The 24,362-nt window shown below is 47.0% G+C and carries 25 protein-coding genes and 1 pseudogene; 20 read left to right on the top strand and 6 right to left on the bottom strand.

The annotated features are described in order from the left end of the window. Positions 1-79: 79 nt before the first annotated feature. From EBB54_RS13640 to EBB54_RS13600, 9 genes are all read left to right on the top strand, one after another. The gene (locus tag EBB54_RS13640) at positions 80-1,291 is read left to right on the top strand and encodes an iron-containing alcohol dehydrogenase (RefSeq protein WP_125127810.1); all 1,212 of its coding nucleotides are present in this window, start codon (positions 80-82) and stop codon (positions 1,289-1,291) included. Between the two features lie 32 nt (positions 1,292-1,323). Further along, positions 1,324-2,559 (top strand): MalY/PatB family protein, encoded by a 1,236-nt coding sequence (locus tag EBB54_RS13635; RefSeq protein ID WP_330554513.1) that lies wholly within the window; start codon positions 1,324-1,326, stop codon positions 2,557-2,559. Further along, a complete protein-coding gene (locus EBB54_RS13630; protein WP_125127809.1) occupies positions 2,537-3,403 on the top strand; it encodes a tetratricopeptide repeat protein in 867 nt (288 codons plus the stop codon). Before EBB54_RS13635 ends, EBB54_RS13630 begins: the two co-directional genes overlap by 23 nt. Further along, positions 3,390-4,325: a DUF4037 domain-containing protein gene (locus tag EBB54_RS13625; RefSeq protein ID WP_125127808.1), complete on the top strand. Its 936-nt coding sequence runs from the start codon at positions 3,390-3,392 to the stop codon at positions 4,323-4,325. The genes EBB54_RS13630 and EBB54_RS13625 overlap by 14 nt, the downstream gene beginning before the upstream one ends. A 40-nt stretch (positions 4,326-4,365) precedes the next feature. Beyond that, positions 4,366-5,256 carry a DMT family transporter gene (locus EBB54_RS13620; RefSeq protein WP_162307132.1) on the top strand — a complete coding sequence of 297 codons (891 nt, stop codon included), beginning with the start codon at positions 4,366-4,368 and terminating at the stop codon, positions 5,254-5,256. Positions 5,257-5,260: 4 nt separating this feature from the next. Beyond that, positions 5,261-5,917 (top strand): DUF4125 family protein, encoded by a 657-nt coding sequence (locus EBB54_RS13615; protein ID WP_125127806.1) that lies wholly within the window; start codon positions 5,261-5,263, stop codon positions 5,915-5,917. A 90-nt stretch (positions 5,918-6,007) separates the two neighbouring features. Then, complete coding sequence (locus EBB54_RS13610; protein WP_125127805.1) at positions 6,008-6,487, top strand: hypothetical protein; 480 nt, start codon at positions 6,008-6,010, stop codon at positions 6,485-6,487. A gap of 240 nt (positions 6,488-6,727) precedes the next feature. Then, positions 6,728-6,931, top strand: a complete 204-nt coding sequence (locus EBB54_RS13605) for a hypothetical protein (protein ID WP_125127804.1) — start codon at positions 6,728-6,730, stop codon at positions 6,929-6,931. Between the two features lie 85 nt (positions 6,932-7,016). Then, positions 7,017-8,732 (top strand): recombinase family protein, encoded by a 1,716-nt coding sequence (locus EBB54_RS13600; RefSeq protein WP_125127803.1) that lies wholly within the window; start codon positions 7,017-7,019, stop codon positions 8,730-8,732. 51 nt (positions 8,733-8,783) lie between these two features. Here the strand turns inward: EBB54_RS13600 and EBB54_RS32230 are convergent. From EBB54_RS32230 to EBB54_RS13565, 6 genes and pseudogenes are all read right to left on the bottom strand, one after another. Then, positions 8,784-8,930, bottom strand: a pseudogene (locus EBB54_RS32230) (spermidine/putrescine ABC transporter ATP-binding protein); the annotation flags it as partial. Between the two features lie 161 nt (positions 8,931-9,091). Beyond that, positions 9,092-10,576, bottom strand: a complete 1,485-nt coding sequence (locus EBB54_RS13590; protein WP_125127802.1) for a DUF4367 domain-containing protein — start codon at positions 10,574-10,576, stop codon at positions 9,092-9,094. A 112-nt stretch (positions 10,577-10,688) separates the two neighbouring features. Next, positions 10,689-11,219, bottom strand: a complete 531-nt coding sequence (locus EBB54_RS13585) for an RNA polymerase sigma factor (protein ID WP_125127801.1) — start codon at positions 11,217-11,219, stop codon at positions 10,689-10,691. A 214-nt stretch (positions 11,220-11,433) separates the two neighbouring features. Continuing rightward, positions 11,434-13,128 carry a DUF4153 domain-containing protein gene (locus tag EBB54_RS13580; RefSeq protein ID WP_125127800.1) on the bottom strand — a complete coding sequence of 565 codons (1,695 nt, stop codon included), beginning with the start codon at positions 13,126-13,128 and terminating at the stop codon, positions 11,434-11,436. A gap of 212 nt (positions 13,129-13,340) precedes the next feature. Continuing rightward, positions 13,341-13,583, bottom strand: a complete 243-nt coding sequence (locus EBB54_RS13570) for a helix-turn-helix domain-containing protein (protein ID WP_125127799.1) — start codon at positions 13,581-13,583, stop codon at positions 13,341-13,343. Between the two features lie 25 nt (positions 13,584-13,608). Then, complete coding sequence (locus EBB54_RS13565) at positions 13,609-14,061, bottom strand: DUF2975 domain-containing protein (RefSeq protein WP_125127798.1); 453 nt, start codon at positions 14,059-14,061, stop codon at positions 13,609-13,611. 311 nt (positions 14,062-14,372) lie between these two features. Here EBB54_RS13565 and EBB54_RS13560 point away from each other — a divergent pair, with 311 nt between their 5' ends. The 11 genes from EBB54_RS13560 to EBB54_RS13510 all read left to right on the top strand — a co-directional run bounded on the left by EBB54_RS13560 (position 14,373) and on the right by EBB54_RS13510 (position 24,347). Further along, positions 14,373-15,005: an epoxyqueuosine reductase QueH gene (locus tag EBB54_RS13560; RefSeq protein WP_125127797.1), complete on the top strand. Its 633-nt coding sequence runs from the start codon at positions 14,373-14,375 to the stop codon at positions 15,003-15,005. Between the two features lie 171 nt (positions 15,006-15,176). After that, on the top strand, positions 15,177-16,556 hold the full coding sequence (argH, locus tag EBB54_RS13555) for an argininosuccinate lyase (protein ID WP_125127796.1): 1,380 nt from the start codon (positions 15,177-15,179) through the stop codon (positions 16,554-16,556). Between the two features lie 45 nt (positions 16,557-16,601). Then, positions 16,602-17,687, top strand: a complete 1,086-nt coding sequence (gene asd, locus EBB54_RS13550; RefSeq protein ID WP_125127795.1) for an aspartate-semialdehyde dehydrogenase — start codon at positions 16,602-16,604, stop codon at positions 17,685-17,687. 98 nt (positions 17,688-17,785) lie between these two features. Next, positions 17,786-18,427, top strand: a complete 642-nt coding sequence (locus EBB54_RS13545; protein ID WP_125127794.1) for a GntR family transcriptional regulator — start codon at positions 17,786-17,788, stop codon at positions 18,425-18,427. A gap of 199 nt (positions 18,428-18,626) precedes the next feature. Continuing rightward, positions 18,627-19,289 carry an RraA family protein gene (locus tag EBB54_RS13540; RefSeq protein ID WP_125127793.1) on the top strand — a complete coding sequence of 221 codons (663 nt, stop codon included), beginning with the start codon at positions 18,627-18,629 and terminating at the stop codon, positions 19,287-19,289. Positions 19,290-19,301: 12 nt separating this feature from the next. Beyond that, positions 19,302-19,634: a UxaA family hydrolase gene (locus tag EBB54_RS13535; RefSeq protein ID WP_125127792.1), complete on the top strand. Its 333-nt coding sequence runs from the start codon at positions 19,302-19,304 to the stop codon at positions 19,632-19,634. 9 nt (positions 19,635-19,643) lie between these two features. Beyond that, positions 19,644-20,864 (top strand): UxaA family hydrolase, encoded by a 1,221-nt coding sequence (locus tag EBB54_RS13530; RefSeq protein ID WP_125127791.1) that lies wholly within the window; start codon positions 19,644-19,646, stop codon positions 20,862-20,864. Further along, positions 20,855-21,643 carry an SDR family NAD(P)-dependent oxidoreductase gene (locus tag EBB54_RS13525; protein ID WP_044989974.1) on the top strand — a complete coding sequence of 263 codons (789 nt, stop codon included), beginning with the start codon at positions 20,855-20,857 and terminating at the stop codon, positions 21,641-21,643. Before EBB54_RS13530 ends, EBB54_RS13525 begins: the two co-directional genes overlap by 10 nt. 36 nt (positions 21,644-21,679) lie before the next feature. Next, the gene (locus EBB54_RS13520; RefSeq protein WP_125127790.1) at positions 21,680-22,702 is read left to right on the top strand and encodes a zinc-binding alcohol dehydrogenase family protein; all 1,023 of its coding nucleotides are present in this window, start codon (positions 21,680-21,682) and stop codon (positions 22,700-22,702) included. Between the two features lie 50 nt (positions 22,703-22,752). Then, positions 22,753-23,823, top strand: a complete 1,071-nt coding sequence (locus EBB54_RS13515) for a C4-dicarboxylate TRAP transporter substrate-binding protein (protein WP_125127789.1) — start codon at positions 22,753-22,755, stop codon at positions 23,821-23,823. 17 nt (positions 23,824-23,840) lie between these two features. Beyond that, complete coding sequence (locus EBB54_RS13510; RefSeq protein ID WP_004071001.1) at positions 23,841-24,347, top strand: TRAP transporter small permease; 507 nt, start codon at positions 23,841-23,843, stop codon at positions 24,345-24,347. The last annotated feature ends 15 nt before the right edge of the window (positions 24,348-24,362 follow it).

Genomic DNA, 24,362 nt, shown 5'->3' with positions numbered 1-24,362 from the left:
AGTCTGCCGATAGAAGGAGGAGAGCTGTTTTGCAGAACCGTATATCGGCAGATTTTTTCATAAGAAGGAGGTTTTTCATATGTTTCGACCAGTAGCGCAGCTACCGCTGGATTACAGCGTATTCAAAGATAAAAAGTCTGTTTTTTCGTGGGCGCCTTCAGGCGCGGTCCTTTTTGGAAACGGTGCATCTGTCAGGACCGGGGAGGAATTAAAAAAACTGGGAGTGAAAAAGGCGACTCTTGTCACTGACCAGGGGCTTGTGAAATTCGGGATTGCAGAGCGTATCATACAGTCGGTCAGGGAAGCCGGGATCGCGCTGGATGTGTATGACAAGTGTGAACCGGATTCTTCTGTAGAAACCGTTGAAAGGATTGCCGGCCTTGCCCAGGATTCCGATGTATTGATCGGACTTGGAGGAGGCAGCTCCATGGACCCGGCGAAAGCTGCTGCGATCCTTGTTGCCAATGGGGGCAGCATCAGGGATTACCAGGGCTGCGATAAATTCACGAAGGCTCCCCTTCCGATTGTGGCGATTCCTACGGCAGCAGGGACCGGAAGCGAATGTACGCCGTTTGCGGTGATCGCAGACCGGCAGCGGGCGTGGAAAATGCCCATCGGCGGGACCGGAATCATGCCGGCTCTGGCAATCTGCGACCCGGAGCTGACCTATTCACTTCCGGCAGGCGTTACCGCGGCGACCGGGATGGACGCCCTGACACACGCCATTGAAGCGTACACGTCCCGCTGTACGGAGCCGATCTCGGATGCATTGGCCATGCAGGCGATCCGGCTGATTGCACATGCGATCCGTCCTGCGGTGTATCGGGGGGATATTGACCGGGATGCAAGATATGATATGATGATGGGCGCCATGCTGGCGGGCTATGCGTTTACCAGCGCAAGCCTGGGGATCTCGCACTGTATGGCGCATCCTCTGGGCGCTCAATACCAGGTGCCTCATGGTGTGGCAAATGCCTTGTGCCTGCCGGTTGTCATGGAATTTAATATGGGGGCATGGCCGGAGCGTTATGCGGATATTGCCGGATTTTTCGGTGAAGATACCTGCGGCATGTCCGTGCGGGAGGCTGCAAAGACAGGGGTACGGTGCGTATATGAGCTGCTGGAGGATATGCCGATCAGGCCGCTGGAGTCATTTGGGGTAACAGAGGGCAGCCTGGAACGCCTTGCCGATGATGCCATGCTGGGCGGTGACCGGCCGAACAACCCAAGGATGACGACAAAGGAAGATTTTATTCAATTATACAGGAAGGTGATGACTCTGAAAAAGTAGAGCATTTTCCGCATCATATTGAAGGAGCTTAAATGATGAAATATAACTTTGATGAAATCATTGACAGGAAACACACAAGCTGCATGAACACGGATGGATTCAGACAGTATATTTTTCATGCGGATGAAACGATGAAATTTCCGTTTGCGGATGATGAATTTATCCGTATGTGGATCGCGGATATGGAGTTTGCGTCACCGGACTGTATCACGGATGCGATCCGGGAAAGGCTGGACCGGAAGATCTTTGGATATACCAGGATTTTTGGAGATGAGTATTATCAGGCATTTTCATCCTGGACCAGGAAACTCTATGGATGGACATTTCCGCGGAAGGACTTATACACTTCCCACGGTGTGATTCCTGCACTCTATGAACTGACAGGATACATCTGCAGGCCAAAAGACAAGGTGCTGATGATGACGCCCTCCTATGCGTATTTTAAATATGCCGCGGAGCACAATGGAGTGGGGTATGTGTGTTCGGACCTGTGCAATCGAAAGAAAGACGGATATTATGAAATTGACTTTGAAGATTTCCAAAGAAAAGCAGAGGACCCGGCGGTAAAATTGTTTATACTCTGCAATCCCCATAATCCGTCCGGACGGATCTGGACGGAGGAGGAGCTGCGCAGAATTGCGGAAATCTGTTTTGAAAATCATGTGATCATTATTTCCGATGAGATCCATTGCGATCTGATCCGGACAGGACGTACCCATATCCCGCTTGCGAAGCTCTATCCGGACAGTGACCAGATCATTACCTGCATGGCGCCGAGCAAGACCTTTAACACGGCCGGGCTGCAGTTTTCCAATATCATCATCCCCAATGAGGATATCCGGAAATGCTGGCATAAATGGCACAATTTTGACGAAAACCCGCTGTCTCTGGCCGGAGCCATTGGCGCATATAAAGGCGGATATGACTGGCTCATGGAGCTGAGAAAATATCTGGATGCCAACTTTGAATTTGTGCGCGGTTATCTGGCTGAGCATTTGCCGGATGCTGTATTTCGGATTCCGGATGCCACATACCTTGGATGGGTAGATATCGGAGCCTATGTAGAAAAGGGGGAAGACCTTCCGCTGCTTTTTGCGCAGGGGGCAGGTGTGCTTTTAGAAGGAGGAAATATGTTCGTCCAAAATTCAGACACTTACATACGGCTGAATGCAGCTTGTCCTCGTTCCGTTTTGGAGGAGGGGATGAAGAGAATATGCGGCCTGCTGACGAAAAGAAGGGAAACAGATGGAACTTGGGACAGTGTATGAGGAATTAGACGGGTTGTTTGCAGAGGGCAGATATGGGGAGGCAGAGGCATTCTTACGGTTCCGGATCAGGGAGGCGCTCAGAGAAGAGGATCTGCCTTCGGCCCTGTCAATGTGGAATGAACTGGGAGGCTTCTTCCGCGTCCAGACGAGATATAAAGAGGGGATTGAAGCATTTAAAAATGCGCTGGAGATCACGCTCCGTCTGGGACTGAGAGTTTCAGAGCAGGAGGCCACCATCCGTATGAACCTGGCAACGTTATATGTGGCCTCCGGGCAGAACGAACAGGCAGACTCTGAATATGAACAAGCTGCATGGATCTATGAAAAACAGCATATTCGGGATTATCGGCTGGCGGCACTGCAGAATAACAGGGCGTCTCTGTATCTGAAAGAGAAGCGGTATGACCTGGCGATGGAAAATGCTAAGGCAGCGCTTTCCTCGATCAGCGGTACTATTAACAATGAAGATGAGCTGGGCGTGACGAATACACTTCTCGCACAGATTTGTACGGCGCAGAGAGATTTTGAAAAAGCAGGGGTGCATATTGCACAGGCGGAAGCGGCATTCTCAAAGCTGGATTCTCCCAACCCAATGCACTATGCAGTACTTCTTTCTGCAAAAGGCCAGATGCTTTCTATGTCTGGACAATGGGAAGAGGCGCGGTTGTGTTATGAAAGTTCCCTTCCGCTCATCCGGCGCCATTTTGGAAAGAATCTGTCGTATGCGTCCTGTCTGAGAAATCTGGCGGTCTGCTGCAGGGAGCTGCAGGAGACTGCGTGCGGGGAACAATATCAGGCGGAAGCAGAAAAAATAGAAAAGGAACAGAGATATGAAAGGGCTTGAGCTTTCAAGGAGATATTTTGAGACATATGGAAGGCCGATGCTGGAAAGAGAGTACGGGCAATATACAGGGATCATCGCGGCCGGTTTAGCCGGACACGGTTCAGAGTGCCTTGGATTTGACGATGAATATTCCCGGGATCATGATTTTGGTCCCGGGTTTTGTATCTGGATTCCGGAACGCTATGAATCAGTGATAGGAGAAAAACTGCAGCGATCCTATGAACTGCTGCCGTTGTATTTTGAAGGATATGAAGTTTCGGATTGTGCTCCGGGACGCAGAGAAAGGATAGGCGTTCATTCGATTGAGTCATTTTACCGTACGCTGATCGGCAGGGAGGATGCGCCTAAGACAGAGATGGAATGGTTTTGTATCCCGGAAAGGTTTTTGGCAATGGCGGTCAATGGAGAACTGTTTTGTGATCCTTTGGGGGAGTTCTCAGGGATTCGCCGGAAACTGCAGGAATTTTATCCGGAGGATGTGATCCGGAAAAAACTGGCGGCAAAGTGTGCGGTGATGGGGCAGGCAGGCCAGTATAATTACGGAAGATGCATACGCCGCGGTATGTATGAGACAGCGGGGCTTTCCTGCAGCCGGTTTGTTATGGCAGCGCTGGGGGCGATCTATCTGCTGAAAAGAACCTATATGCCGTTTTATAAATGGGCATTCCGGGGAGCGGAAGAATTTGCTGACTGGGGAAGTGAAGTGGAGGAATTAAAAAAGCTGATGGGGCTGTCCGATATCCATGATTATGCGGCGAAGATGCTGTTGATAGAACGGCTCTGCATTCGGGTAAAGTCTGCCATTGTCCGCGGGGGATGGTCTTATGGGGAAGACTGCTTTATGCAGATTCACGCAGAGCATATCACGGAACAGATCAAAGAACCCAGGCTTCGGATGCTGCCGATCATGGCGGGGGAGTAGATCAGAGGTAGGAATACAAAAGGAAGAAGAGGAATCAGACATGAAGAGAACCATGGCTGCGCATGCCGAAGCATGGCTTTGTTTACTTTTATGGGGCGGTACGATGGTATCCACAAAAATCCTGTTGGGAAGTGTTTCACCGGTCCTGCAATTATTTTTGCGGTTCCTTATCGCATATTTGACATTGCGGATCTGCTATCCGCAAAAGCTGGTTCTGGTGGACAAAAAGGATGAATTATACTTTTTTATATGCGGGAGTGTAGGGATAACGTTCAATCTGGTATTTCAAAATATGGCTTTGCAGTATACGAAAGCAACGAACGCAAGTGTGATCATTGCTTCTGCCCCGATGGTTACGGCTGTCCTTGTACATTTGTTTACAGAGGAAAAACAACTGCACAGAAATTTTGTGATTGGATTTATCCTGTCCATGACGGGAATTGTCCTGGTCAGTACAAACGGCCGGGGAATGTCTCTGGAACTAAAGGGAGATCTGCTGGTCGGCTGCGCGGCGTTAAGCTGGGGGATTTATTCATTTACCCTTCGGAAAATCGCAAAGAAAAATTACGATATGCTTTGCTGTACCAGACGGATTTTCTTTTACGGACTGCTCACCATGTTCCCGATACTTCCATTTGTGGACTGCTCCATCCGCCCTGCTGGAAGCAGTTGGATTTTTATTGCAGTAAATTTGCTGTATCTGGGAATTTTTGCATCTGCTTTTTGCTATGCGGTGTGGAATCATGTTTCAGGAATCCTGGGGGTAGTCAAAACAAACGTTTATTTATATGCACTGCCGCTGGTTACATTTTTATTTGCCGCGCTGATATTGAAAGAACGGGTATCAGCGGCAGGATTCTGCGGAATTATTTTTACAATAGCGGGTTTGATATTATCAGAAAGGAAACCAGGGAAAGGGAAAGTGGAATAGAGGTATGCTGCAAAATGATGTGAAACAGGATATAGTTGGACGTTTGATTGACAAAGAATGGATTTTTTTCGGCCAGGTAAACAATATCGGTGGAAGGGCTTCCTGCCAGGATGATTTTATGACGTTTCGGATCATGAGGTCCAGTCAGTTCGAAACATGGGATGAGGAGGTACTGCTAAGCTATGAGCGTGATCTAAAGCAGGCAGAAGCGGCGGGACGCAATCCGGTGGAATTGAAATATGCATACATGATGCAAGAAACCTCCCCGGAGTATTTTGAGAGGGAACTGGCTCCTTTTCTGCCGGTAATTGAAGAAGAGACAAAGAGAATTGCGGAACAGATCATAGAATATGAAATGGCATGGTATCATAAAGTGCGGGAAAAATATCCGTATTTTACAGGTTTGGGACGGCCGGAACAGGAGTCGGAGGATGGACGGATGACATCAGTCTTTGTATACCTGCGCGGGGAACTGTATACATATTCAACGGAGACGTTGAACCGATATCTGGAGATGGTGAAGAAAAAGGAGAAGGCAGGGAGCAATCTTATCCGTGAGACTTTTGAAAATACAGCGAAAAAATATGGGTATCGGGATCTTGATACTGCAGAAAGAGAGGGAGTGCATTCGGCCAGTAAAATAGCGGCTGAAGGCATTTGATTTACCTTCACAACTTTGGTATACTCAAACTATGTACTTAAATTTATGAGAATGCCGAGCCCCAAAAGTATTTTAAAGAGGTAAATAAGCATGAAAAATGAATTATATTTTGAGCGTATTATAACGATCGGGAATTTATATTTAGAATATATTTTTTTGGAATTTGAGACGGAACCTGCTTTCTTCACCTGTGTTGACAACCATGATAAACTTTATCTGTGTCTGTGTTCCGAGATACGTGGCGGGCAGAAATGGGTTGTTTCTGAGTGTACTTTAGGAATACTGCGTCTGCTGATTACAGAAACCATTGATATGCCCTCTGCGCTGTGTATTCCGGAACATGTAATTTTAGTAACCCGGGATCTGCAGGGACACGAAAAAAGCTGTATGATCAATACCTATGACGTAGACCCGCTGGATCTGCCCATGACAGGAACGTTTCTGAAATGCGATACCGAATCTGCAAATCAGTACCTTATGGATAAAGAATCTGCTGCTTTAGAGATACACTTAGAATATAATTCTGTTCAGTATGAAGACTCTATAAAACGTCTTATGTCTTATATATGAGGCCTATTGTTGCGAATATCACGAACTCATCTGTATTTCCGGTTTATAATCTGCCATTCATGGATTTTCGCAGCATTTCAGAATCTTCCTGATGTAAGATGTCAGTATGCTCTTTATCTTGAAACTAAAGTTACCTCATCATTCCCTGCCATAACAAATACATCTGCCGGTTTGAGAGGAATAAAACAGGCATAATCCTCATAAGATGATGGTGATCCCCGACCGTGAGAGCATGTTGTTATGGCAAGAAAAAAACAAAAAATCCGGATTGCCGTACATACGCCTTCTGATATGGAAGCCATGTTCCATTCCTTCCGGGTCAAAGACTTCTGGATTGAAAAAATCACAGCGGAAATAAAGTCGTGCAGATTGACAAAAGAGGAACTGCAAGATTTTGAAGCAGAAATGGAACGGGGATTTTTAAGGAGCGGCGGTTTCAAGTGAAGCAAAGCTGTACTGTGCGGCATAGATCCGGTTATGTGCGGGGCAGGCGGCGCATGCATCGAAATGCTGCGGAGAGGATTCCAGTATGGTCATTTTCATTTACAGCAGGAAATCAAAATGGACAGGCAGAGGGGAAAGTATAGAAAATCAGATCGCCATGTGCCGGGAATACATACAGTGCCATATCGAGGGGGCGGATCAGGCTGAAATTGTGGAGTATGAGGACGAGGGATACTCCGGCAGGAATACCAACCGTCCACAGTTTCAAAGTATGATGCAGTCTGTCAAAAAGGGGCGGTGCGACTATCTTGTCTGCTATAAGCTGGACAGGCTGGGAAGAAATATCGCAGATCTGGCAAATCTGATTGAAATGCTGAATCAATGGGATGTGGCCTTTATCAGCATCAAAGAGCAGTTTGACACATCCACGCCCATCGGCAAGGCCATGATCTACTTTGCCGGGGTTCTGGCTCAGATGGAGCGGGAGCAGATTGCCGAGCGTGTAAGGGACAATATGATCATGCTGGCAAGGAAGGGGAGGTGGCTCGGCGGAAACACTCCGCTGGGCTTTCGGGCAGAGTCGGAAGAAAATGTATCCATAAACGGAAAAAGAAAAAAGTCATTTTGCCTGGTGACGGATGAGGAAGAGATAAAAATTGTCCGTTTTATTTTTCAGGAATATTTGCAGAAGCAGTCGCTGGTGGGGATTGTAAAGTATTTTTTGAGCCATGGGATTTTGACGAAAAGAGGAAAGGAGTATAAAACAAATACGATCAAAGACATTCTGACGAATCCGGTATACTGTACTGCGGACCGCGAGGCATATGAGTATTTCTGGAACCTGGGGTGCCAGGTGTGCATGGATGCGGAAGAGGCGGACGGCAGATACGGACTGATCAGCTATGCGAAAACCACGTCCGCCCAATACAAAAATAAGGAGAATGCGCCGGAAAAATGGATCATTTCGCTGGGAAAGCACCAGGGCATCGTGTCGGGAAAGGAGTTTGCGAAAGTACAGAAACTGCTGGAACGAAACCGCGCCGGAGGGGACAGTTGGCATAAGCCCCAGAATCAGGCGGCATTGCTGCCGGGGCTGATTTACTGCTCCTGTGGACATCGGATGCGGCCGAAAAATTATGCTTCAAATCAGCTGACGGAGCAGGGGGAACGGAAATTTTCATATTTATGTACGTGGAAGGATATGACCAACGGGAAAAAGTGTTCCGTGTCCAATGTCCAGGGAAATACTCTGGACGCCCTGGTGTGCGAAGAAGTGCTCCGCTGTACGGAAGAAAATTCCGATTTTGGCCGGATGCTTGAAACTGCATGGGAACAGATCCGGGAATCGAAGGAAGAGAAGGTAAGCGCCGCAGACCTTCTGGAGCAGGAGATTCAAAAGCGGAAGAAGGAAGTGGGAAATCTGATTTCAGTACTTGCAAGAACAGGCGGGGATGAGGAGTTTATCCGTCGGATCGAAGGGGAAGTCAGAAAACTGAATGCAGAATGCACCGCTCTGGAGCAGGAAAAACAGGAATCAGAGAAGGCGTGCCGGGTGATGCGGGGAGGGAAGGAACAGCTGGAATTTCTGAAAGACCGGATCTCTTCCTTTCGGGCATTGTATCATACGCTTTCCGTCCCGGAAAAAAGGGAGTACCTGCGGATCATACTGGACCGGGTCCTGTGGGACGGTGAGAGGGCGCATATTTTTATCTGCGGCAGCAGGAGTACCGGCCGGGAATGCCGGGCTGCGGAAACCGACGATGAAAGCCCCCCTTTGCCTTCCGAAGAAACAGGAGAATAAGTGTCGGAAAATGACGGGCATGTGCCGAATCCATTGTTGCCGCCGCATGCCCGTCGCATTGCCGCACCCCGAAGGCCCGACAATGGAGACGAACTCCCCGGGGCACACGGAAAACGAGATATCTGTCAGTGCTTTGGTTTCCCCTTCCAGGCTGTGGTATGCATAATTGATATTTTTAAGTTCCAATATTGGTTCCATGCAGACACTCCATTCATAAGATATATATTACATTATGAGAAAATGTTCGATTCGTGCATGGAAACGTTCCTGCATCCATCCCTGCAACCGGGGAAGCTCTGCAAAAACCCCCCTGCCCTCAGCAGAGCTTCTACTTTTGGCAGGGGGGCTTTATCGTGCAGCTACTGCTGTACCTTTACATAGACAAACTCGTTTCCGCCTTCCGGAACCGGCCATCCGCCGTACCCGGAATAGAAATGGAAAAATGCGTTGTCCAGACGGTCTTCATCTACCACGTAGACCAGGGTATACTCCAATTCCTCACCCGGCTGCATGGGAACAAAATGGAAGCTTTTTGCGCGTTTGGTTCCCTCCGTATTGTACATCTTGTCAAAATAGACAGGGAATCCGTCTATCTGCAGATGATAATCCTCATTTGCGCGCCGGTACTCCTTGGTATAACTCTTGGAATATGCATTGCCGTCTACCGTCAGGTATTCTATGAGCGGGCATACCATCACGTCATCGCCGAACTGGTTGACCTCATTGTTGTTTTTCAGTTTCATATTGACCACGACAAATTTGGAATTGACGGTCTCAACCACCGGATCACCGGACTCGCTTCCGTCAGGATTCAGGGTGTATTTGTAGCGCTCATGGGGCTTTAAGGTGCCGTCCTCATTGAGCCATGCCGCCATTTCCCCGTCATAATCATGAAAATTTTCTGCCGGATACTCAGAAGCGGGCAGCCGGTCCTTCACCTCGACGGACTCCACCGTGTAACGGATATCCTCCGGCTTTGTGCCGTCCTCTGCCGGGAGAAACGGTACCTTTAATTCAGTGCCTACGGAAAAGAAATTATTCTCTGCCAGGGCATGCGGCGCCATCTCTGCCTGAAGCTGTTTTTGGGAAGCTTCCTGCTCTGCGAGTATGCTGTTGATTTCTGCATCTGTTTTGTATGAAACCGTAGAATCCAGAACCTGGATGTCCAGCCCCCTGGCGATTTTCATGACTTCGTCTTTGGGAAGGCTGCTGTTGTAGATGGTGACAAGGTATCCCTCGTCCTCGTTGAACAGCATCATATCCAGACGTTCCTCTGTGCTGTCTACAAAGGCGCTGTCAGGCATAAATAAAGCCGCTTTCGTGCCGTTGAGTTCAAGCTCCTCCACCAGATTTTTCTCCTTCATTCCATGAGTAAGCTGCTTTGCGTTTCCCAGACGGATCTGCTCATCCAGCTCGGCCGCATTCATGGAGGAGATCACAAGGGTTCCCCCGGTCTCCTGGTTATGCCATTTCCCGGCATAGGGGGTATTTTCCGCGCCTAATTCATAGCCGGCGGGGATATAGGTGGGGGTTACCTCGATCTTGTGGGCGGTCTGCCCGCGGTCGATGGCAAGTTCGTATGCCACAGAATCCTTCTCTTTCACCAAATTTGCGGATAAAAACTTATTCGCGGCTACCACTACGATGGAGGAACCTGCGGCAATGACGGCCGCCGCTGCCAGCACATGCCACATTCTATGCTTTCTGGCAAAGGAAATTTTGCCGCTCCTCTTGATGCCCAGTTTTTTGTATGCGTCCTGCATTCCCTGGTCTACCTTGTCGGGAATGACCAGCTCCTGCTTCAAAATCCTTATCATTTCCTGATCTGTATATGTTCTCTTCATGTGTTACCTCCTGTTTTATGATGACTCATTCTCAAAGTAAATGCCTTGTTTGCCCGTGGATCTGCGTCCCTTCCTTAAAGTCTTGTTCTTACGCACTATTTCTGCAGAATGCTTACCGTATGGCCTGCTTCAAATATCTGGCAGGCGGTTCAAACCGGTACTCTTTGGCGGCCTCCCTGCGGCCTCTGGAAAGCCGGGTCTTTACCGTATTTTCTTCCAGATCCAGTATCTGTGCGATCTCACGGATCTTAAAGCCTTCCACATAATACAGGATCAGGATGAGCCGGTATTTTTCATCCAGGGAATTTAACAGCTCATAAAATTCATAATTTTCCAGCGACACGCAGCTACCTCCCTGCTCCGGCAGTTGTTCCGTGGGGCATTCCCTTCGGCCGGCGTTTAATATATCAATACACTTGTTCATCAGGATTCGGATCAGCCAGGTTTTGAAAAACTGTTCGTTCTCCAGGCTGTCCAATTTTTCATAACAGGTCAGGATCGTATCCTGGATCGCATCTGCAATATCGTCTTCGGACCGCAGATAGCTTCTTGCAATCTTATACATGGTAAGCTTCTGGCTTTCCATCAATTCCACAAATGCATTGTTGTCATGTCGTTTTGCTCTTTTTACTAAAAACTTCAAGAATAAAACCTCCTCACTATTTCCATGCACTCACAGGTTCAGGCAAACATACATTCCGGGAGCACATATTCTTTTGTATCCGAGAATCCTGCCGCCGCAGGCTTTTCGGTTTCCTTTTATCTGGCGCCTTACTTATTAGACAGATGAAGAGGCAAAAAGGTTTCACACGATTTGAAAAAAATTTCCAGCAGTGCGGTTGGAATTACAGGCTGTATTAATGCTCTGTAAAATACTTCTCCGCCGCTTTTTGCGCCTGCGCCTCGGAAAAATTCCATTTCCGAAGGGAGGGTGTTTCACGGTTTACGATTCCGCCCATATAAGCCTGGAACTCCGTTTCCAGATATTCGCCTACAGTCTCAAATTCCGACAGATCCTCCTGCTCCTGGTATTCATAGGGTTGATCCCTGTAATAGCAGGAATCTGCATCGGTGAGGACATACCTTTCGATGCTCATGTCCGCCATCTGTTCCACATAGGGCGCCGCGTCCTCTGACAGGTCGTACAGGAGGTAGTTCACATCCTGCCGGCTGACTTTCTCCATATGCTCCAGATTATAAGAAGCGATCCGACCGTCCACCCCTGCAAAGGAAAATGGAATGTAGCAGCATGTCACGACTGCGGCGGTATAGTGGAAGAGATGAAATTTCCGGCAAAAGATGCTGACCATCACGCCGCCCATGAGCAGAGTGAGCACTCCCAGAAACCAGAGCACCAGAACCCGCAGGAAGGTGAGATGGTAGACGCCCACATAGAGCAGCATCCGGTACGCTGCCGACAATGTCATGATGCACGTACAGACGGAGATGACCAGCAGCAGAAGGTTCAGGGCGCGGTGGTTTTCAAAGATCTGGATGCAGGCCATCACGGTCACAATGTTGATCAGGCTCACCGCCAGAAGCTGCCAGAATCCCTGGTGGGCATACTGGGAGTAAGTCATTCCGTCGGGAAGTCCATGGCGCAGGAATAAAAACAGGATCTGGATTCCGGAATAGATCACATAGATCAAAGCCAGTATGGATGCAAATGTGATCCCGGTCAGGGCATTTGCCCCGCGGCTTTTCTGCTGCGCCGTGCTTTTCAGGTTTTGCCGGAACAAAGCCGCAAAAAAGACATAGAGCATGAAAGATCCCAACAGGAAGCAGAAGCATATCCGGATCGCGGTACTGAAATCCGGGATCGAAACAGCGATTCGGAAGTATCTGGCAAATACCGGGTCGGATGCGATCAGCAGCGGCATCACGCACAGCAGGAAAGCCGAGGCGACTGCAATCCCAGTGAGCACGGCCGGAGCCTGCTGTTTGGGAGCCTCTTTTTCCTGTGCGGAACCCGGTGCGCAATCCTTTGACGCTTTCTCTGCTCTATGGGCTTTCAAATGGGAAAGAAAGAACAGCAAATGTTCGAATGGTTTGAACAAAGACGCGAAACAGGTTCCACCGAAAAACAGAAGCTGCTTTAGATAGGAAGAAAAGCTCCAGCGCTTGTCTTCGTACATCTGATGCAGCATTGCCGTGCAGAACAGGAGCAGGATGCCGGCCCGGTTGAACAGGCGGATCCAGCCGTTTGCCGTCATGCAGGTAGAGACACTCAGAAGCATCATTCCCGCAAAATAGAAGATCAGCCCCCGCTTCAAGGTGATGCCGGATTTATGAAGCCAAAGGACAGAGAACAGGATCACTGCGGCAGCGGCAGCCGGAAAGGTGATGCCTGCCGGATTGTCAAAGAGGCAGAATGTGTAGATCAGCCCGTACAGGCAGGCCGTCCCGCCGAACCAGGAAAAATGCTCTTTCATGTTCTGGAGCAGCGGGCTGTCCGGGGCTTTCGCCTTTTCGATTTCCGGGTTTCCTTCCGGAACCGCCTCATATCTGTTTAGATTCTGATTTTGTTCGAGATTGGTGTTTAAGCTTTCCATGATTTGCCTCCTTCTGATCGAAAGTCAAAGAACCCGCAGCAAGCTGACGGGGCATCAAAATTCTAGCGCAGCAAGCTGCGGGGTCTTTGGTCTACACTCCGTTTCGGTCGTTGCTGAACAAGTGCCACTGGCACTTAGCAACCCTCGCGGCAGTCGCCAAATATCCATGCAAGCATGGCTGCTTGGCTCGTTGCTCCGCGGGAATAAGTGCTTCAGCCATCTGTGTTCTTGGCACCCTCTTCACATGCTTCATCCTCCACATATTCCAGAATGTCTCCCGGCTGGCAGTGGAGCGCCTTGCAGAGGGCATCCAGGGTTGTGAAGCGCACGGCTTTGGCTTTGTTGTTTTTTAAAATAGAAAGGTTCGCCATCGTAATGTCGATCTCCTTGGCCAGTTCTGTGACGCCGATCTTCCTCTTTGCCATCATCACGTCCAGATTTATCATGATTCCCATAGTGATCCTGCCTCCTGTATGTGACTCATATTGTCAGGTCATTTTCTTCCTTATAACGGATGGCTTCCCGGAATACAAAGGACAATACCCCGCTGAACAGCCCGGCTATAAAAAAGGTCAGAACTATGATAAAGGTAGCCGGGGTGGGCAGGAAGAAGCACTTTACAAAGAACAGCGCCACAATCACGGCGCTGGTGATCCCCATGACCTCCAGGCTCTTTACATTTTCAGATACAAAACAATTCTTCTGTTCCACGGTGCGCATCATCTTCCTCAGCTCCCCGACGATCACGATCCCGCATGCGCCCGCCGCGGCAAAAATCAGCAGCATCAGCACATAATACTCCTGAAATGCCCTGGAATAATGTCTTCCGGCATACCGCAGGGACAGCGGAAGGGTCACAATGACCGCAATCCCGCAATAAAACATCCCATCCAACATCAGCTTCGTCATTCGGATCAGTTTTTCTCCATACATCGTTCTGCCTCCTGTTTTGTAATCCATCTGCTTCGCAGACAACGGAAAAATCCCGTATTTTCTTTCATACTTTTTCTGGATCTTTTTCCAGATTATAGCACACAGGAAATTGAAAATCAATATATATTTATTGAAAAACAATAAAATATTATTGAAAATCAATTTTGGAAAAGCAAAAGAGGAAATGAACCGTTCTGTATCGTATGAACAGAGGGGAGGATCCATTGTAAACCAGGGAAGGATATGATAAAATAGTGTCCGAAAGCCAGGACTTGTTATAGATGATCTGGATGATAAAGCGAGGAAAAAGGATGCAGGTACAGAAAATAAACTATCAAAAGGAACTGGACCGTATATTGAAAACGCTGCAGGAGGGGAACCAGGTGCCCCGGCTTCTGCTTCATAGCTGCTGCGCCCCCTGCAGCAGTTATGTGCTGGAATATCTGTCCGAGTACTTTGCAATTACGGTATTTTATTACAATCCGAATATTTATCCCGAGGAGGAGTATGCCAAGCGCACAGAGGAGCAGCAGATGCTGATTGAAAAATTCCAGCCGGCCAACCCCATTTCCTATGTGGAAGGGACTTACGACCGGGAACGGTTTTACCGGATGGCCGCCGGGCTGGAGCGGGCAGAAGAAGGCAAAGAGCGGTGTTTCCGGTGCTACGCCCTGCGGCTGAGGGAGACGGCAGAGCAGGCGGCTAAGGGCGGTTTTGATTATTTTACTACGACGCTGAGCATCAGCCCTCTGAAAAATGCGCAGAAATTGAACGAGATCGGCATCGCCCTTGGGAAGGAACTGGGGGTGCCCTATCTGGTATCGGATTTCAAAAAGAAAAACGGGTATAAGCGGTCGGTGGAACTGTCCCAGGAGTACGGACTGTACCGTCAGGATTACTGCGGTTGTCAGTTTTCACTGGAAAATCGCAGAATGCAGGGGTGAAACTGTAAGAAGTTCCTTATAGACAGAGGAACGTACCTGTGATAAGATGTTTTATAATTATATCAAAACAGCAGAATCAAAATAAAACATGCTGCAGAAGGCTCTGTTTTGTATACGAAGGTCTGCCTGCAGCAAGTTTTCAGTACTTGAGGAAGAAGAGAGGGAATAGGAATGGCACAGTTATGGGGCGGTCGTTTTACGAAGGAGACGGACAAGCTGGTATATGATTTCAACGCGTCCATCTCGTTTGACAAGAGGTTTTACGCGCAGGATATCCGGGGCAGCATCGCCCATGTGACGATGCTCGCCGGGCAGAACATATTGACGGAAGAGGAGCGGGATCAGATCATAGAAGGTCTGGAGGACATCCGCAGGGATGTGGAGAACGGAGAGCTTTTGATCACAGAGGAATATGAGGATATCCACAGCTTCGTGGAGGCCAATCTGATCGACCGGATCGGGGATGTGGGGAAGAAGCTTCACACCGGGCGCAGCCGGAATGACCAGGTGGCGCTGGATATGAAATTATATACAAGGGATGAGATCCTTGAGTTGGACAGACTGCTGAAAAGTCTTCTGGAGACCCTTCTGCATATGATGAAGGAGCATACGGAGACGTACATGCCGGGATTTACCCATCTGCAGAAGGCGCAGCCGGTTACGCTCTCGCATCATCTCGGCGCTTATTTTGAGATGTTCAAGCGGGACCGTTCCCGGATGAAGGACATTTACCGCAGGATGAATACCTGTCCTTTGGGAGCCGGGGCGCTGGCGGGTACGACTTACCCGCTGGACCGGGAGTACACGGCCAGTCTGCTGGAATTTGACGGACCTACTCTAAATAGCATGGATTCCGTTGCGGACCGGGATTATCTGATCGAGCTGCTTTCTGCTATGTCCACGGTGATGATGCATTTAAGCCGTTTTTCCGAGGAGGTGATCATCTGGAACAGCAATGAATATCAGTTTGTGGAGCTGGATGATGCCTTCAGTACCGGGAGCAGCATCATGCCCCAGAAGAAGAATCCCGACATCGCGGAGCTGGTCCGCGGAAAGACCGGCCGGGTATACGGGGCGCTGATGTCGCTGCTGACCACGATGAAGGGGATTCCTCTGGCATACAACAAGGATATGCAGGAGGACAAGGAGCTGGCCTTTGACGCCATGGATACGACCAAGGGGTGTCTTGCGCTGTTTACCGGAATGCTTGCCACCATGAAGTTCCGTAAGGACCGGATGGCGGACAGCGCAAAGCATGGATTTACCAACGCCACGGATGCGGCGGACTACCTGGTAAACCACGGCGTGCCGTTTCGGGATGCACATGGGATCGTCGGACAGCTTGTGCTGTACTGTATCGAGAAGGGGAAGGCGCTGGATGACCTGGCGCTGGAGGAATACAAAGCCATTTCCCCGGTATTTGAAGATGATATCTATGAGGCGGTCAGCATGAAAACCTGCGTGGAGATGCGCAATACCATCGGCGCGCCGGGAAAAGCGGCCATGGACAAGGTGATCGCGCAGGAAGAAGCGTATTTGATTGCGGAATAGTTTTTTCGCAGGAAATATTTTTAAAGGATAAAGGAGAGGATCAGGATGGAACAGAAGTTAAAGGTTGGGATATTAGGCGCAACAGGCATGGTGGGCCAGAGATTTATTTCTCTGTTGGAGAACCACCCTTGGTTTGAGGTGGTTACGGTGGCGGCAAGCCCCCGCTCCGCCGGAAAAACTTACGAAGAGGCGGTAGGGGACAGATGGAAAATGGACACCCCCATGCCGGAGGCAGTCAGGAAGCTGGTTGTGCTCAACGTCAACGAAGTGGAAAAGGTTGCTTCCACCGTGGACTTCGTATTCAGCGCGGTAGATATGTCAAAGGATGAAATCCGTGCCATCGAGGAGGCTTATGCAAAGACCGAAACTCCGGTGGTATCCAACAACAGCGCGCACCGGTGGACCCCGGACGTACCCATGGTCGTGCCGGAGATCAATGTTGAGCATTTTGATGTGATCGCAGACCAGAGAAAACGTCTTGGGACGAGCCGCGGATTCATTGCTGTAAAGCCCAACTGCTCCATCCAGAGCTATGCGCCCTGCCTTGCCGCATGGAAGGAATTTGGCCCTAAGGAGGTTGTGGCTACTACATATCAGGCGATTTCCGGGGCTGGAAAGACCTTCAGGGACTGGCCGGAAATGGTAGAAAATGTCATTCCCTATATCGGCGGGGAAGAGGAGAAGAGCGAGCAGGAGCCTTTGCGGATTCTCGGCAAAGTGGAAGATGGACAGATCCTCAAGGCAGAGCTTCCGAAGATCACCTGCCAGTGCATCCGTGTACCGGTTCTGAACGGCCACACGGCGGCGGTGTTTGTGAATTTTGAGAAAAAGCCGACCAAAGAGCAGTTGATCGAAAAGCTGGTGAATTTCAAAGGCTATCCCCAGGAGGCAGAGCTTCCCAGCGCTCCGAAGCAGTTTATCCGCTACCAGGAGGAGGACAACCGTCCCCAGGTGAAGCTGGATGTGGACTATGAGAACGGGATGGGCGTGTCCATCGGACGTCTGCGGGAGGACAGCATGTTTGATTATAAATTTGTCGGACTTTCCCACAATACCGTCCGCGGCGCGGCAGGCGGCGCGGTGCTGTGCGCAGAGGCACTGACGGCGAAGGGATATATTGCGAAAAAATAGAGTTTGGAAAAAATACACCGGTCACGGAGAGCATCCTGTGTCTGGTGTATTCTTACATACTGCCTATAAGTTAAGGTGAGAGAACAGGAGTGGGAGGAATGACGAAAAAAATACCGTTAAAGCAAACAGCCTATCATGTTATCAAAGAGAAAATAATAACATGTGAGTATAAACCGTCAAGTTTTTTGAATGAAGAATTCCTGAGCGAAGAGCTTGGCATGAGCAGGACACCCATTCGCGATGCATTGGGACGCCTTGAGCAGGAACGTTTAGTATCTATTTTACCTAAAAAAGGTTTTTTTGTTTCGGCAATTACCAAAGAAGAAATTGAAATGGTTTTTGAAGGTCGTTTGTTATTAGAGCCATATTTTGTTGAGAAATATGCACATGAATTGACTTCAAAAGAGATTGATAATATGGAAAAAATTGTTGATATCTATGAAAAGGCAATCGAAAGCGAGGATTCCGAAGCTTATTATGGATTGGACAACGATTTTCACCAGTGTATCATTTCCAAATGCAGCAATCATTATCTGGTTTCTACCTATACGGCACTGTATAATCAGGATCGCAGATTGCGGATACTCGTCAGTAAAACGGTGAAACAGCGGTTGACAGAAACGATTATTGAGAAAAGAGCGATCATAAAATGCTTACGGCAAGGCGACGTGCACGGAGCTGCTGATGAAATGAGAGAGCATATAGTAAAGTCTAAAATATCCATGTTCACATTAATATAGCTGATGAAAAGCAGAGAAAATACTCCCTGCTTTTTTTTGTGCAATTTATATAAAAAAAATGTCTGAAATTGTTAAAAGTATAAAAAATTCTTGAGTGAAGTAAAAATTGATTGAAAAATTATGTTTTTAGTGGTAGAGTTAATATATACATTGATGTATACAACATAATATACAACAAGAAAATGAAAGGAGTAGGAGAATGTTATGGAAAAATGAAAAAGAGATGTTTGAAATAATGAAGGAGAATCTGTATACGCCTGTTGTCGGAGACATACTTGATGAACTGGGTTATTACCACCAGTTTCTACCGCAGGAGATTCATGGCATCACCAGGGATATGAAGATTGTTGGAAAAGCGTGTACGGTTTTAATGATTGATGTATTTCAACCACAAGAAAAACCTTTCGGATATCTGACAGAAGCTCTTGACCAGCTGGAAGAAAATGAAATCTATGTTGCGACGGGCGGCGCGAAGAGATGTGCATATTGGGGAGAACTGTTGACTGCAACAGCCAAAGCGCGGAGATCTGCAGGCGCATTGGTCAACGGTTGGCACAGAGATACTCCGCAGATTTTAGAACAAGATTTTCCGGTGTTTTCCTGTGGATGTTATGCACAGGATTCCAGTGTTCGAACACAAGTCGTAGATTATCGCTGTGATATTGAAATAGGACAGGTGACGATTCATAACGGAGACTGTATTTTTGGAGACATTGATGGTGCAATCGTGATTCCCCAAAGGATAGCCACGGAAGTAGTTGAAAAAGCATTGACAAAAGCTACTGGAGAAAAAGTGGTACGAAAAGCAATCGAAAACGGGATGTCTTCTACAGAAGCATTTGCGAAATACGGAATTTTATAAGGAGCATAAGAAATGAGTAATTCAAAAATTGCTTTTAAGATCGAGCCTCAGGACAATGTGGCAACAGCACTGACAGAGCTGTATTGTGAAGAAGTGCAATTGCGCGGGGCGGAAGGTGGTATCATCATGGCATTGGAAAGGATTCCAGAAGGACATAAAATAGCGACTAAAGATATTAAAAAAGGAGAAAACATCATTAAGTATAATGTTCCAATCGGCCGTTCGACAGAGAATATAAAGAAAGGCGCCTGGATCAGTCTGCATTGTATGGAAAGTATTTATGATAAACGTTCCTCCCATTTAGATTCTGTTACTGGAAAACCAACGGATATTAAATATGAATAGGAGGATACAATGGAATTATCAAATTTAAAATGGGAAGCGTTTGCACGTAAAAATGGCAAAAAGGGAATCCGAAATAAAATTCTTGTGATCTATACGGTGGAATGTTCACATTTCGTAGCACAGGAAATCGTGAAGCGGATGAATGATTCGGAGATAGAAGTGATTGGATTCAGCGGCTGTACAGACAATGAATATGCGATTCGGCTTTTGATCTCTCTGATTCGCCATCCGAATGTAGGTGGGATATTAGCAGTCGGACTTGGTTGTGAATATATACAGCCGGATAGATTGGCCAAAATTGCAGAAGATGAAGGAAAGGCAAATGCCAGTTTTTTTATTCAGGATCTGGGTGGAACCGGTAAAAGTATTGAAGAAGGTGTAAAAATTGTTAAAAACATGAAAGCACAGTTAGACAGAGTGCCGAAAGTTGAGATGGGATTTGAGGAACTTGTGATTGGTGCAGAATGCGGTGGAAGTGATTATACCAGCGGATTAGCCGGCAATGTGGTGGTCGGACATTTTTTTGACTGGCTGATTGATCAGGGAGGAACTGCAATTTTTGAAGAAATCGTTGAGACGATTGGACTTTACAGCCTATTGTGTGAACGGGCGGTAAACGAGAAGGTCCGTGAAGATATCCGTTATACCTATAATAAGGCCCTTGATTACTGCAAGTCAGTCAGACAGTATTCTGTCAGTCCGGGAAACTTTGCAGGAGGGCTGACTACGATTGAAGAAAAAAGTATGGGGGCGGTTGTAAAGAGCGGTTCAAGAACAATTCAAGGAGTTTTAAAGGTGTCGGAACAGGTAAAGACGAAAGGGCTGTATTTATTGGATACCACTCCTGATCCCTATTGGATGCAATTTGGCATTACAAATCCTAATGACAATGAAGGGATCATGGATTTGATTTCCTGTGGCAGCCATATGGTCCTTCTGGTAACCGGGAGAGGAAATGTTGTTGGTTCAGCAGTTGCTCCGGTAATCAAAATTACCGGAAACAGCGGGATTTATGAAAGAATGAAGGAGGACATGGACTTCGACGCCAGCCGGGTGTTAAGCGGGATGATGACTCAGGAAGAAATCAGAGATGATCTGGCACAGATGGTTTTTAATATAGCCATGGGTGAAATGTCAAAGAGCGAGAGGTGGGGACATAAAGAATATTTTATTCCCTATAAGTATCAGGATAAAGAAGTAACTATACGAAAATGCAAAACATGTATTTAAGAAAGGAAACAATAGTGAGCAGAGACAAATTTTCATTGGAAGGGAAGAACGCAGTCATTACAGGAGGAACAACCGGATTAGGACTTTCGATTGCTGAATGCATGATTGAAGCGGGGGCCAGGGCAGTAGTAGTGAGTATGGACCCACAGGAGGTTTTCGATGAGAATCTGGGCAAATATGGTGACAAAGCAGCCTATTATCAGTTTAATATTACGGACACAGATCACACGCAGGCATTAGCAGATCAGATTATTGCGGAACATGGCAATATTGATATTTTAGTGAATAATGCGGGAAATCATTGTAAGAAGCCAATTGAAGAGATGACGGTTGCGGATTATGAAAGCGTACTGAATGTGCATTTAGTGGGTGCATTTGCAATGACAAAGGCTTTTGTTCCGCATATGAGAAAACAAAAAAGCACCAGCATCATTTTCCAGGCCAGCATGACGAGCTTTATCGGACAGCCATATGTAATGGGATATTCTACAGCAAAGGCAGGTTACCTCGGAATGGTTCATACACTGGCCTCTGAAGTCAGTAAAGACGGAGTGAGAGTGAATGCGATTGCTCCGGGCTGGATTGATACGCCAATGTTCAGAAAAGCAACGGATAATGATCCGGAGCGAAAAGCAAAAATTTTAGGGAGAACTCCAATGAATAAGGTGGGAGAACCAAATGATATCGGTATGGCAGCAGTATTTTTATCATCAGATGCAGCGAAATTTATTACCGGTATCTGCCTGCCTGTAGACGGCGGAGCCTTGATTGGATTCTGAGCTGTGTCCAGTTCTCTAATGAAGGAGGAGATAGAAGTGAAATATATCGGATTGGATCAGCCGTATCAGGTTGGGATCAAAGAAATGGAAAGACCGATAAGGAAAAAAGGAGAGGCATTGTTAAAGCTTCTCTATGGAGGAATCTGCGGAAGTGATCTGAATACTTACCGGGGGAAGCTCCCCTATGCAAAATATCCGCTGATTCCGGGACATGAATTTTCAGCAGAAATAGTAGAGATTGATGAAAATGAGAACGGATTACGGGCGGGAATGATAGTTACTGCGAATCCATATTTTAATTGCAAAGAATGCTATTCTTGTCAGCGCGGGTTTGTCAATTGCTGTACAGGCAACCAGACAATGGGGGTGCAAAGGGACGGCGGATTTAGAGAATATTTGACGATGCCGATTGAGAGAGTGTACAGTGGACAAGGACTTTCTGCTAAGGAAGTAGCATTAGTGGAACCTTTTTGCATCAGCTATCATGGGATTAAACGAGCAAAAGTACAAAAAGGTGAGCGGGTATTGGTGGTAGGTGCCGGAACAATCGGTGTTTTTGCTGCAATTTCCGCAAAACTTGCCGGAGCGCAGGTCTATATGTGTGATATTGCCGAAAGTAAATTGAATTATGCTAAAAATTTTGGAATTGATGGATTTATACACAATGATAATAATGTCACATTTCTGGATCAGGTGAAGACGGTTACAGACGGTAATTTGTTTGACGTGACAGTGGAAGCAGTTGGTTTGCCGTCAACATTTCAAAATTGCGTAGATGCAGTTGCTTTCCATGGGAGAACCATTATTATTGGAGTTGGGAAATCAAATGTTGATTTTAACTTTACAGATATCCAAAAAAAAGAAATGAATATTATGGGATCGAGAAATGCTGTGAAAACAGATTTTGAAGAGGTAATTCAAATTTTAACAGAAAAAAGGATAAAGAATATAGATAAAATTGTTACAGGCGAATTCAACTATCTTGATGCTGCAGAAGCGTTTAAAACATTAGATGAAAATGCCGCTGATATGTTGAAAATCATGTTACGATTTTCATAATAAAATTAGTAAAGTTGTCAAAATAATAAAATAAGCAGGAGGATATGGGTATGAAAAAAATGATTCTTTTCGTTGCAGGTATAGGTCTGGCGGTTTGTTTGACAGCATGTTCAGGAGAGAGTAAACCGGTTGCTGAAAGTACAGAGAAAACAGGCGAGAGTATTACGAATGAAAGCAGTGCCGATAAGGAAAATGCAGAGGTGGTTTTACAAGTTGCGATTGAAAATTCAGCCAGTGAACCGGTTGGCCAGGGATTTAAAAAAGCGCAGGAATTGATTGACGAAAAATCGAATGGCGAAGTTGCTATAGAACTGTATCCGGATTCACAGCTTGGAGACAAATCTTCCCTGATTGATTCCATGCTGTTGGGAGAAAATGTTTGCGTTCTTGCCGACGGTGCATTTTATGCGGATTATGGTGTGCCGGATTTTGGAATTGTTTTTGGACCGTTTTTATTTGACTCATGGGAACAGTGCTGGACCCTGATTGAGTCTGACTGGTATCAGGAACAATGTGCTAAGTTAGAGGAAAAAGGCCTTAAGATTCTTGCGTCTAATTGGATTTATGGAGAAAGACATACACTGACAACGGAACCTGTAAATAGTGTGGAAGATTTGGCGGGTATGAAAATCAGGGTACCGTCAAATGAGATCCAGTCAATTGGTTTTGACGTTTTAGGAGCGGCCTCCACAGGGATGGCTTTGGGCGATGTGTATCAGGCTCTGCAGACAAAGACGATTGACGGAGCGGAAAATCCATTAGGAACGTTATACGGAAGAAAGCTTCATGAAATTGCAAAATATCTGATTCTCGACGGGCATGTTAAAAATTTTACTACGTTGGTATGCTCTGCAGAATGGTTTGATTCACTGACCAAAGATCAGCAGGATTGGCTTACGGAGACTATGGTGGAGGCAGGCGAATTTAATAATGGAGTATATGAAAAGGCCGATGCAGAATATCTTGATTTGATGAAGAGTGAGGGTGTAACGGTAGTGGAACCGACGGAGGAACAGTTGGAAGCATTTAAAGAAAAAGCAGCGCCGTTTTACGAAATGGGCGATAAGTTCGGATGGTCTGACGGGCTATACAAAACAGTCAGGGAAGCAATGGGAGAATAGAAAGGCAGGGTATATAAATGCAGAAACAAAAAAATGGTGTTTTACATGTGCTGGCTAATTTAGACATTATTATTGCAGGAATGACATTGACGATTTTGATAATTCTTACTTTTGCAGGAGTTGTTTGGCGTTATGTACTGAAAGCACCGTTTACCTGGCTGGAGGAAGTTCAGCTGGCCTGCATCGTATGGATTGTTTTTGCGGCAGCAGGTGCTGCTTTTAGAACAGGAAATCATGTTGCGATTGAGATGGTTGCAGATATCATTCCGGCAAAATTTCAGAAAAGTTTGTCCGTTTTTATTTCTGTGGTCGTCGTTGCTGTTATCGGATATCTTTGTAAAAATACGATTGGCTATATTCAGATATTTGCCGAAAGCGGACGAGCAACAAGTATGTTAAAAATTCCATATACATTTATTTATGGAATAGCACTCTTTTCGTATGTAGACATGATCATCAGTTACTTTTATAGTCTTGTAAAAGGGATTAAATCAGAGGTGAAGGGGGCGGCGGAGATTGAGTGATGTATTATTATTGGC

It is taken from the genome of Schaedlerella arabinosiphila (assembly GCF_003885045.1).
In the GTDB taxonomy this organism is placed as follows: Bacteria; Bacillota; Clostridia; order Lachnospirales; family Lachnospiraceae; genus Schaedlerella; species Schaedlerella arabinosiphila.
Note: the sequence above shows the minus strand (reverse complement) of the source record. Positions and strands in the feature narration are given on the sequence as shown.